Source organism: Huintestinicola butyrica, from assembly GCF_025567215.1.
GTDB classification, from domain to species: Bacteria; Bacillota; Clostridia; order Oscillospirales; family Ruminococcaceae; genus Huintestinicola; species Huintestinicola butyrica.
On the sequence record NZ_JAOQKB010000003.1, the window covers coordinates 249717 to 261620 of the forward strand.

Sequence of the window (11904 nt, forward strand, 5' to 3'; positions counted from 1 at the left end):
ATTTGTCCGTACCTGCGCCTTACGGCGGAAACTGAATTGCAATTTCTGCGAAATTGCTCTCAGTTTCAAAGCCGCCTGCACTTTAAAGATTTTGATTTATTTGAAGTAAACTTCTTACTTTGCTTGATTTTGAATTTTCAGTGCAGGCGGCTTTAGACTTTTTCTTTTGTCGATTATCAGCTCGATTGTCTTAACCGTCAGCAAACGGATTTCGCTGCTTGCGAGCAGCGACCAGATGGCTCTGCCCTCAGTGGACTTCCTAAACCCTTTGCCTTGCGCTTATTTACAAGGATTTGCTTGTTTTCCTTTTTACCCTTTTAATAAAATAACCGTCTCGGATTTTTTCCGAAACGGTTATTTTTATTATTTCACTTCTCCATAGACCCTTACATAATCCACCTTGATACTGTCGGGCAGATCTTCGGGGCTTGGTGCGCCTGTCCAGCCGCCTGTTTCTGCGGAAACTATGACATACAGCGGAACCTCACAAGTTCCTCTTGCTTTCTTTGCGTCTGTACGCCAGCTTTCCTTGCCGTCGATATAATAAACATACTCATCTTCCGTCCAGAGCAGTCCGAATGTATGATAATTGCCGTCATACACATTTGCGCTGACCACCTGTCCCGATGACTTATGTGCTTTTCCGTAGCCGTCCCAGTTAAGTGTATGCTGTATCTTTTTTTCATTATGAAACGGTGACTCATAAATGTCTATCTCTGTGCCGTCCTTTCCGCCGTTATTTTCGCTCAGGACGCTGTCGCCCATGAGCCAGAAGGCTGTCCAATAGCCGGGCTTTGAATTAAGAGTGCATCGCACCTCAAAATACCCGTATGCCTGCTCGAAAAGTCCCTTTGTTTCCACCGCTCCCGAATTGAAGCGGTCTGTTTCCTCGTCGTAAGACATTTCAAGGACAAGGCTGCCCTCTCCGTCAAGATATGACATTTCATCACACCAATAGTTGTTAAGGTCCTGCCGTCTCTGCTCGTCTGCCCTTTTCCACTTTGATGTATCAAGCTCTGTTCCGTCAAAGTTGTCCTCAAAGGTAATGGCATAATGCCTGCCGTCGATGAACTTATCGTTTCCGTCAGTACCCAGTCCCACAACGCCTGTTACGGCGGTCTGGACGGCTGTGAGGAACGCAAGAAGCTTTGATGTCATATTATCACTCCCTATCAATTCCGCCTGTTTTTCTGAGCTTGGAGAGCCATATTATAAGCACGCTCACATCGGCAGGGGACACGCCCGAAATTCTGCTTGCCTGACCGATATTCTCAGGCTTTACCTTATTGAGCTTTTCTATCGCTTCAAGGCTCAGTCCGCCGATATCCTTGTAATCCACATTATCGGGGAGCTTTTTCTCTTCAAGCTTTCTTACATGATCTACTTCCATAAGCTGACGGGCAATGTAGCCGTCATACTCTATCCTGAGACCCACCTGCTCCTTTACCTCGTATGAAAGCTCAGGGCGTTCATCGTCAAAGGGTGCAAGGTCGTCATATGATATCTGGGGGCGCTTTATAAGCTCGGACATTTTAAGTCCTGTTGAGATAGCCGCTGTGCCCTTGCTCATAAGCATTTCATTAAGCTCGGGTGAGGGGCTGACGGATTTTTTCTTTACACGCTTTATCTCCGCTTCTATCTGAGCCTGCTTTTCAAGGAATTTTTCATATCTCTCATCGGAGATAAGTCCTACCTCGTGACCGATAGGCGTAAGGCGCTCGTCGGCATTGTCCTGCCTGAGTATGAGTCTGTATTCGCTGCGGCTGGTCATCATTCTGTAGGGGTCGGTGCAGCCCTTGATAACAAGGTCATCGATAAGCGTGCCGATGTAGGAAGATGAACGGGGGAGAGATATCTGCTCTCTGCCGTGGACTGCAAGGGCGGCGTTTATTCCTGCGATAAGTCCCTGTGCGGCAGCCTCTTCATAGCCTGATGTTCCGTTGAACTGACCTGCGCCGTAAAGTCCGCTTATTTTCTTGAATTCAAGGGTGTGCTTCAGGTCCTGCGGGTCGCAGCAGTCGTATTCGATGGCATATGCGTTTCGCATTACCTCAACGTGCTCCAGTCCCTTTATGGTGTGCAGAAATTTCAGCTGAACGTCCTCGGGAAGAGAGGAGGACATTCCCTGCAGATAATATTCATCGGTGGTAAGACCCATTGGCTCGATAAAAAGCTGGTGACGGGGTCTGTCGGGAAAGCGCATTATCTTATCCTCAATAGAGGGGCAATATCTGGGGCCTATGCCGTGTATCCTGCCCGAATAAAGAGGTGAACGGTGGATATTCTCACGTATAGTCTTGTGGGTCTCATCATTTGTGTAAGCCACATAGCAGGAAACTATATTTTTAAGACCCTCTCTGGGAGTTTCAAAGGAAAATGGCTGGATATCCTCATCGCCGTCCTGGCGTTCGAGAAGGTCAAAGTTAATGCTTCTCTTATGCACACGGGAGGGTGTGCCTGTCTTGAATCGCCTGAGATGAACTCCTATCTTTTCAAGGCTTGCGGAAAGATATCTTGCGGGGAGGGTGGCATCAGGCCCGCTTTCGTAGCTCACATCTCCCACATGGATAACGCCTTTTAGATATGTTCCCGTTGCGATGATGACCTTTTTCACATTGTACCTTGCGCCAAGGGCTGTGACAATGCCTGTTACTGTGCCGTTCTCAGCCAGTACCTCTGTTACCTCAGCCTGCTTTATGTACAGATTTTCCTGATCCTCGCATACCTTTTTCATATACTCATGGTACTTCACCCTGTCTGCCTGAACACGCAGGCTGTGAACGGCAGGGCCTTTTCCACGGTTGAGCATTCTGCTCTGGATAAAGCATTTGTCGGCAGATTTGCCCATCTGACCGCCCAGCGCATCTATCTCACGGACAAGATGACCCTTAGCCGTTCCGCCGATAGAGGGGTTGCAGGGCATATTTGCAATGCCGTCAAGGGTGATCGTGAAAAGAGCCGTCTTTACCCCCAGACGTGCGCAGGCAAGAGCAGCTTCCACTCCCGCATGACCCGCTCCCACAACGGCAACGTCAAAATCATCTACATAGTAATTATCCATATTTATTCTTCCAATCCTAAAATTTTCCTGTTGAGCCCTTGAATAAATGTCATATCCACCATTCGGGCGTAAGGTCGCCCAAGGTAACTATCCTTTCATTCTCATAGTCAATCATTATCTCAATGTTCCTGTATTCATCTGGCATGAACTGAGCCATAAGCTCACGGCAGGCACCGCAGGGAGACATTGCTTTTCCGTCCGACCCAATAGCAATAACACGCTTTATCTTGTTTTCGCCATTGGTTATCATGTTGAAAATCGCATTTCTTTCGGCACAGATGCCCAGAGTGCAGGCACAGTCAACGCACACGCCTGTATATAGCTTTCCCGAACCTGCTTCGATAGCGGCAGCAACACCGCCTGCTTCCACAATATCGGATATTTTTCTTGGGTCAAGAACTGCCTTTGCGGCAGAATACATTTCGTTCCATATATTTTCCATATCCTACCTCCGATTATAAAAATTTATATTTCAAGTTATTTTATAAATCAATTATCATATGGATAATCAATGATACCATATTCATCAAACAATTTGTCAAGTCTTTTATCTAAATAATCTTTCGCTTTTCCAGATAAAAGTAAGTGCGCCTTTTGATAATGCTTTTTTGAAATCTCTTTTACTGCGTTATTTTCCTACACAGAAATGTGAGAATACTTCATTTACAACGGATTCCGTGGTGCGCTCTCCCGTAAGTTCAGTCAAAGCATTTTCAGCTTCGTCAAGAACAATGTTAACAGCATCAAGAGTAATGCCGCCCTTAACCGCATCAAGCGCTTCGGAAATGCAGCTTATCGCCTTGTCAAGACACTGCTTCTGGCGCTCATTTACGGAAAGCTCCTCACATACATTACTATCTGTAATAAGCAAATTATATAATACTTCTTGTAATTTATCTGTACCCTCACCCTTTGCGGCAGAGATTTCAACAACATTATCAAAATTGTTGAAAACCTCCTGCCTGTCAAGAACGCCCTCACAATCGCTTTTGTTTATGCAGGCAATTTTCTTGGCAGAGGCATTTTTGCAGGCTCTTATAAGGCTCTTGTCATCATCATCAAGAGGAATGCTGTTGTCAAAGACAGCAATGATAAGGTCAGCGGAGGAAAGCTTTTTCACTGCCTTTTCAATGCCTGCTCCCTCAATGATGTCTTCCGTTTCACGTATTCCCGCAGTGTCGGAAAGGCGCAAGACAATGTCTCCCAGACGGACGGACTCTTCAACAATATCCCTTGTGGTGCCTGCAATATCCGTGACAATGCTCCTGTCACAGCCACTGAGCAGATTCATAAGGGTGCTTTTGCCCACGTTGGGCTTTCCTGCAATTACCGTGTCTATGCCTGCCTTTAAGATGCGGGTGTTGTCATATGCACGGCGGATTTTTTCAAGCTCGCTGAGGATATCGGAAAGCTCTGCGCACATATTGTCGTCATCGACCTCGGGAATATCATCTTCGGGGTAATCTATCCATGCGCCGATCTCTCCCAGCAGATGCAACAGCCTTTCGGAGCAGCCGTGTATCTTTTTGTAAAGCATTCCCTCACGGACGTTGAGCGCACGCCTGTGGGAAGCATTGCCCTCGGCGGATATGATATCCATTACCGCCTCCGCCTGAGTAAGAGAAAGCTTGCCGTTTATGAACGCTCGCTTTGTAAATTCTCCCCCGGGAGCTGGCACTGCTCCACAGTCGTATATGGCTCTTAGCACCTTTTCGGTGATGAAAATGCCGCCGTGGCATGATATTTCAGCCACATCTTCGCCTGTGTATGACCTTGGCGCTCTGAAAATTGTGATAACTCCGTCGTCCAGCTCATCGCCATCGGAGGTGTGTATCTTGCCGTATGCGCAGGTGTAACCCTCCATTTCTGAGGGCTTTTTCTTTGATGAAAGGGGAGTAAATATCCTGTCAGCAATATCAAAAGCATTATCCCCCGATATCCTTATGACGGAAATTCCGCCTGCCGCACGGGGAGTTGAAACTGCGGCTACGGTGCTGTCGGAAATTATCATGCCCTGTCTTTCCTTTCTGAGGCTCTTTCTCTCAGCTTTGCACGGATATTTTCAAATTCCTTTCTGTACTTTACAGAGTGCATACTTGGGAAAGCCTTAATCATTCTTTCAACGTTCTTATCGCTGAACGCCACAAGAGCGTCATATCTTGCACGGAGCTTTTCAACAGTTTCGTCCTTCATATCGGTAATATTTTCCTTGATGTCATTTCTAAGCTCGGCAGCTTTTTCCTCGCCCTCCATCCTCTTGACATAGATAGCGGCAGCGGCTTCACTGCCCTTGTCAACGGCAGTAAGTGCGGTATCCGCAAGAGCTTTGCCAAGCTTCTGGGAGCTGTTGTACATTTTCTCCGATATTTCGGAAATCTCTTTCAGTCTCAGGTTCAGCTTATATACAGCCGCTACGGAATTGGAGCAGTCAATGATTATAAGCACTCCCATAACGCCGATGAAAACAGTTCCCGCAGTTGTGGGAATACTGTCAACCAGCCATTCTATCTGCGGCTCTGCGCAGTATTCAACGATAAGACAGCCCATTCCCCAGAGGATACTGGTTTTAAGGCAGATATACCCCTTGAAATTAAAATGCTCGTCCGAATAATCCCACCAGACATTGTGGAATATCATCTTCATGGTAACGCCCACAAAAAGCTCAAACGCCGTACATATGAGCGACGAACAGATGAACATAAGTATTGGGATATCCATGAACGGGTGGAGCAGTATGGTTATTATCAGCACACCGAAGCCGTATATGGGGCATATGGGCATACTTAAAAATCCACGGTTTGAATACTCGCCCATTTTAAGCGCATGGGCGCACACCTCTATTGCCCAGCCGATAAACGACCACACAATAAACAAAAGGCACATTTCGTACAGGCTGAAACCTAAAATATCAATTTTCTCGTAAAACATATCACTTATTCAGCTTCTCTTTCAGTTCCTTTGCTATCTTTTCGTATTCCAGCTTGTCGATCTCCATGGCGTTTGCTACCATCATTTTCTTGGCCGCCTTGAGATTTTCGGCTGTGTATTTGGTATTCATTCTGTCTTTCCACTGCTTTTCGATCTTCTTGTCCTGCTTATTCTTTTCTTTGATAAGCTCCTTGAATGTGTTAGGTTCTTTTTTCCCGAAAAGTAATCCCATGTCGATTCTCCTGTCTGATAATATACCGAAAAGGGGTAAGAAAAACTTACCCCTTTATGAAATTATTCTTCAGTATCTTCCTGATCGTCCTCGTCATCATCGGGAGCTTCGTCAATAACGACCTCGTTCTGCTCTTCTGCGGCAGCCTCAGCCATTTCCTTTTCAAGCTCTTCCTCGGAGGGCTGCTCTATCTTTTCTGTCTCGGCGCTGTCGTCATGCTCGGCACGGGTGAATGCAACCACTCTGTCCTCGCCGCTTACTCTCATAAGCTTAACGCCCGTTGCATATCTGCCCATGATGCGGATATCGCAGGCACGTATTCTTATGATAACGCCGTCTGTTGCTATCATGATAATATCGTCTCCCTCGTCAACTATCTTTATGCCGCATACATAGCCCTTATCATCGGACACCTTGTAGTTGAGCATACCATAGCCGCCTCTGTTCTGGATACGGTAATCATCAAGCTTTACACGTCTTCCCAGACCCTTATCGGTAACGGTGAGAACGCTTGCGCCCTCTCTAACTCTTGCAATGGAAACAACATAGTCGCCGTCTCTGAGCTTTATTGCCTTTACGCCGTGAGCGGTCCTGCTCATAGGTCTCATCTGGGTCTCGTCGATTCTGATAGCGTAGCCGTTTCTGGTGGCAACTATTACCTGAGCGCTGCCGTCGGTAAGTCTTACGCCTGCTATCTCATCACCATCGTCAAGACCAACGGCTCTCAGACCGTTCTTTCTCACATTCTTGTATGCGGAAAGGGGAGTTCTCTTTATCTTGCCGTTCTTTGTGACCATGATAAGGAACTTGCCGTCTTCATAGTCTGTGGTCTTTATCATTGCGGCGATCTTTTCATCTTCCGCAAGGGGAAGCATATTGATAACATTCACTCCTCTTGACTGCTTGGAGCCTTCTGCTATCTCGTAGCATCTGAGCTTGTACATAATACCCTTGCTGGTAATGAACAGCACATCATCGTGAGTGGAGGAGATGAACATTTCCTGAATGAAGTCCTCGTCCCTCTGCTTGATGGCGGAAACGCCCTTGCCGCCTCTCTTCTGGGTCTTGTACTCGCTTATGGGCTGCCTCTTGATGTAGCCGATATTTGTAAGAGTTACAACACAGTCCTCAACGGGGATAAGGTCTTCAACATCGACCTCACCGCTGACGTTTTCGATGGAAGTTCTTCTTTCATCGCCGTATTTTCTCTTTATCTCTTCAAGCTCATTGCAGATTATTTCAAGCACTCTTTCGTGGCTTGCAAGTATCTCGGTGAGATCCTTTATCTTTGCATTAAGCTCAGCCAGCTCATCATCTATCTTCTTTCTTTCCATATTGGAAAGCTGATACATCCTCATCTGGGCAATAGCGTCTGCCTGAATTTCGGTAAGGCTGAAGCGTGCCATAAGTCTCTGCTTTATCTCGGTGATATTTTCCGAGGTGCGGCATATCCGGATAACTTCCTCGATATTTTCCGCTGCAATTACCATACCTTCAAGGATATGTGCCCTTGCCTGAGCCTTGTCAAGGTCAAACTTGGTTCTTCTGCGGATAACTTCTACCTGGAAGTCGATGTATTCTGTAAGCATCTGCTTGAGGGAAAGTATCTTAGGCTCGCCCTTAACAAGCGCCAGCATAATAACGCCCACAGTGTCCTGGAGCTGTGTATATTGATAAAGATGATTGAGCACTACCTGTGCGATAGCGTCCTTTTTCAGCTCGATAACTATACGAACATCATGATCCTTGTCGGACTCATCACGGATAGTGTGGATCCCGTCGATCCTCTTATCCTTTGCAAGGTCAGCAATGTTCTCGATAAGGCGCTTCTTGTTGACCATGTAAGGAATTTCTTCGATGATGATGCAGGTACGGTTCTTTATGTCCTCTATCTTTGCACGGCCTCTGAGGGTAATGCGTCCTCTTCCTGTTGCATAGGCTGCACGAATGCCCGCACGGCCCATGATTATGCCGCCTGTGGGGAAATCGGGGCCCTTTATGTGCTGCATAAGCTCATCAAGAGTGCAGTCGGGGTTCTTTATAAGGGTCTGAACAGCGTCGATAGTCTCGGTAAGGTTGTGGGGAGGTATATTTGTTGCCATACCTACCGCAATACCTACGGAGCCGTTTACCAGAAGGTTGGGGAAACGGGAGGGAAGCACAACAGGCTCTTTGAGTCTGTCATCGTAGTTGGACATATAGTCGATGGTGTCCTTGTTGATATCCGTAAGCATATCAAGAGCCATCTTGTCCATTCTTGCCTCAGTATAACGGTAAGCAGCAGGGGGGTCGCCGTCCAGCGAACCGAAGTTTCCGTGACCGTCAACAAGGGGATATCTCATAGAGAAATCCTGGGCAAGTCTTACCATGGCATCATATACAGATGCGTCGCCGTGGGGGTGATAACGACCCAGCACTGTACCTACGGTATCGGCGCACTTTCTGTACTCCTTATCGGGAGTAAGTCCGTTTTCATACATTGTGTAAAGGATACGTCTGTGAACGGGCTTAAGACCGTCTCTTACGTCGGGCAGAGCACGGGAAACTATAACTGACATGGAATATGCAAGGAAGGACTCCCTCATTTCCTTTTCAATGTCCCTGTGGACGACTCTGTTATTGTTCAAGCTGAAATTCTCATCTGACAAATCTAACAACTCCCTCTGAAATCAGGTTATTAGCATAAGCTCTGATTTAATTTTCCTTATAGCGTACTCCCATTATATTTGAGAGCCTGTTTTTTATCTCTGTATTCTCTTCGGGCGTGAAAGCTGATTTGGGAATAACAAAAACATTTATCTTCTTGACATATACGATGTACATATCGGAGCAGTCGGTTATCTCAACGGAGCTGTTGTCAAGGTGGATAATGGTTGCGGGGGGAGTATCATCTTCCTCACCCTCTGCCTCGCTTTCTTCCTCGGCTTCCTTTTCTGCTTCTTCGCTTATATACGTATCGTGTATTGTTGATATTTTTAAACTGTCTGTATAAACTTCTGCTTTATATACAGCACCCTCAAGCTCGCCAAGGCTGGAATCAAGCTTCCTGTAAACATTCTTGGGTCTCATAAGCAGATATCCGCCCAGAATCACGCAGAATACCACAAGCATCCAGGAGAACGAAACATCTCTGTCCGCTCCCATTACTATATTGACCAGCTGGGTTATTATTGCAAGCACCACAAGGGTCATCTGAACAGCAACGCTTTTATAAACATATTTCTTCTGAAATATCTTAAAGCCTCTGAGAATTTCTTCCTTGCTGCTCTTATATTCGCCCTCGGCTATAAGCTCGCTTACTTTTCTGCCGTCATAAACATCATCAATATTCAAGAGTTATCATTCCTTTAAATAAATTCCCCTGATCTTCTCCCTGCAATAATATCAGATATCAAGATTCTGAACGTACTTTGCGTTTTTCTCTATAAAATCACGTCTCGGCTCGACCTTGTCGCCCATGAGGATAGTGAATATCTCATCAGCCTTTGCAGCGTCTTCAAGCTCAACACGGAGCATTGTTCTTGTCTCGGGATTCATTGTGGTCTCCCAGAGCTGCTCGGGGTCCATCTCACCAAGACCTTTGTATCGCTGAACGTTCAGCTTGCCGTCGCCCTCGGCGGAAAGCTCGGAAATGTACATATCTCTTTCTTCATCGGAGAAAGCATACTTTGCGATCTCCCTCTTTCCCTTTTTCTTCGATACCTTGAAAAGAGGAGGCTGGGCAATGTAGATATTGCCGTTGGTGATAAGGGGACGCATATATCTGAAGAAGAATGTGAGCAGCAGTGTTCTGATGTGAGAACCATCAACATCGGCATCGGCCATAATGATTATCTTGCCGTAGCGGAGCTTTTCAATGTTGAAATCCTCGCCGATGGAGGTTCCCAGAGCCGCAACGACAGGCATGAGCTTTTCATTGCCGTAAACCTTGTCGATACGTGCCTTTTCAACGTTGAGCATTTTTCCCCAAAGAGGAAGTATCGCCTGATAACGGGCATTTCTTCCCAGCTTTGCGGAACCACCCGCAGAATCTCCCTCGACGATGTAAAGCTCGGTAAGGGTATTGTCCTTATCGTAGCAGTCGGAAAGCTTTCCGGGGAGGGAAGCACTGTCCATGGCGGACTTTCTTCTTGCGGTCTCACGGGCTTTCTTTGCAGCCTCTCTTGCCTTCTGAGCGTTTACAGCCTTATCGAAAACAAGTCTTGCCTGCTCGGGATTTTCTTCCAGATAGCACATAAGTTTTTCGGTAACGATATCTTCAACAAGGGGGCGAACCTCGGGATTTCCCAGTCTGCCCTTTGTCTGTCCCTCAAACTCGCAGTTGGTGAGCTTAACGGAAATGATAGCGGTAAGACCCTCTCTTACATCATCGCCGATAAGCTTATCGGCATTGTCCTTTATAAGATTGAACTTCTTGCCGTACTCGTTTATTACCTTGGTAAGTGCGTTCTTGAAGCCTGTTTCATGAGTACCGCCGTCAACGGTGTGGATATTGTTTGCAAAGGAACGGATATCCTCGTTGTAGGAATCATTCCACTGGAGAGCAATCTCGGCTGTGGAATCTCCCTTTGAACCGCTTACGTATATTACCTTGTCGGAAAGAGGATCAAGACCCTTTACCTTGTGGATATGCTCAACAAACTGCCTGATGCCGCCCTCGTAGTGGAGTATCTCGGACTGGATATTGTCATCGTCTCTCAGGTCGGAGAAAACTATCCTTACGCCTGCGTTAAGGAAAGCCTGCTCACGAAGTCTCTTTAACAGCACCTCATAGTCATATACGGTGGTCTCGGTGAATATCTCGGGGTCAGCCTTGAACTTTACGCTGGTTCCCGTTTCGGTGGTGTCGCCGATTATTTTAAGAGGCTCATCGTAATGTCCTCCGTTGTGGAAGCGCTGAAAATGGATATGCTTTCCGTCCTTTACAGTAAGCTCCAGCCATTCGGACAGAGCATTTACAACAGACGCACCAACGCCGTGGAGACCGCCCGCTACCTTATATCCGCCGCCACCGAACTTTCCGCCTGCGTGAAGAATGGTATAAACAACGGTAGCTGCGGATATGCCCTCCTTGGGGTGGATACCCGTAGGAATACCACGTCCGTTATCCGTTACCTCGATAATATCCCCCTTGAGGATATTTACGGTTATCTCCGTGCAGTAGCCTGCCAGCGCCTCATCAATAGCGTTATCAACTATCTCGTACACCAGATGATGAAGTCCTCTGGGGCCTGTGGAGCCGATGTACATTCCGGGACGCTTTCTTACAGCCTCAAGTCCTTCAAGTACCTGGATCTGGCTTTCATCATATGCGCCTGTGTTCTGCACAACATTTTCGTTCTGAATATCAGACATATTTTAGACCATTCCTTTCTGAGCTTACGTCGTTTCGTTGTTTTCAAAAACTCTTCAAGCCCGAAACATGATTATTTGCATCTTTTTATAAGCGTGGAGGGGGATATGGGAGAAATATAAGTCCTTTCCCTGCCGTCCCTTGTGGAGACCACAAAGCTCTTGGGCATATCGTAGGAAACATAACAGGCGGATTTTCTCTTTCCCGATGCGGAAAGGTATTCCTTTGTGATCTTCCCTACAGAGGTATTTTCTATATCAAAAATGCCTATGATATCGCAGTCCCTTACAACGGTATCACTGCCAAGATGAACGTACATTTTATCTCCTT

The 11904-nt window shown here is 46.6% G+C and carries 10 protein-coding genes; all 10 read right to left on the reverse strand.

The features are described from left to right. Positions 1-363 precede the first annotated feature (363 nt). Positions 364-1158, reverse strand: a complete 795-nt coding sequence (locus tag OCV68_RS05265) for a glycoside hydrolase family 16 protein (protein ID WP_262571255.1) — start codon at positions 1156-1158, stop codon at positions 364-366. Between the two features lie 4 nt (positions 1159-1162). Continuing rightward, positions 1163-3061, reverse strand: coding sequence for a tRNA uridine-5-carboxymethylaminomethyl(34) synthesis enzyme MnmG (mnmG, locus tag OCV68_RS05270; protein ID WP_262571257.1), 1899 nt, complete (start codon positions 3059-3061; stop codon positions 1163-1165). Between the two features lie 49 nt (positions 3062-3110). Then, a complete protein-coding gene (locus OCV68_RS05275; protein WP_022474646.1) occupies positions 3111-3503 on the reverse strand; it encodes a cytidine deaminase family protein in 393 nt (130 codons plus the stop codon). 186 nt (positions 3504-3689) lie between these two features. Then, on the reverse strand, positions 3690-5072 hold the full coding sequence (gene mnmE, locus OCV68_RS05280) for a tRNA uridine-5-carboxymethylaminomethyl(34) synthesis GTPase MnmE (RefSeq protein WP_262571259.1): 1383 nt from the start codon (positions 5070-5072) through the stop codon (positions 3690-3692). Beyond that, a complete protein-coding gene (locus OCV68_RS05285; protein ID WP_262571261.1) occupies positions 5069-5989 on the reverse strand; it encodes a putative ABC transporter permease in 921 nt (306 codons plus the stop codon). Before OCV68_RS05285 ends, mnmE begins: the two co-directional genes overlap by 4 nt. Before the next feature lies 1 nt (position 5990). Next, the gene (locus OCV68_RS05290; RefSeq protein ID WP_262571263.1) at positions 5991-6221 is read right to left on the reverse strand and encodes a hypothetical protein; all 231 of its coding nucleotides are present in this window, start codon (positions 6219-6221) and stop codon (positions 5991-5993) included. Positions 6222-6283: 62 nt separating this feature from the next. Continuing rightward, on the reverse strand, positions 6284-8869 hold the full coding sequence (gyrA, locus tag OCV68_RS05295) for a DNA gyrase subunit A (RefSeq protein ID WP_262571265.1): 2586 nt from the start codon (positions 8867-8869) through the stop codon (positions 6284-6286). A gap of 46 nt (positions 8870-8915) precedes the next feature. Further along, entirely contained in the window at positions 8916-9554 is a 639-nt protein-coding gene (locus OCV68_RS05300; RefSeq protein ID WP_147622985.1) for a YcxB family protein, read from the reverse strand. 51 nt (positions 9555-9605) lie between these two features. After that, positions 9606-11576, reverse strand: coding sequence for a DNA topoisomerase (ATP-hydrolyzing) subunit B (gene gyrB, locus OCV68_RS05305; protein WP_262571267.1), 1971 nt, complete (start codon positions 11574-11576; stop codon positions 9606-9608). 71 nt (positions 11577-11647) lie between these two features. After that, positions 11648-11893 carry an extracellular matrix regulator RemB gene (gene remB / locus OCV68_RS05310; RefSeq protein WP_262571269.1) on the reverse strand — a complete coding sequence of 82 codons (246 nt, stop codon included), beginning with the start codon at positions 11891-11893 and terminating at the stop codon, positions 11648-11650. Positions 11894-11904 lie beyond the last annotated feature (11 nt).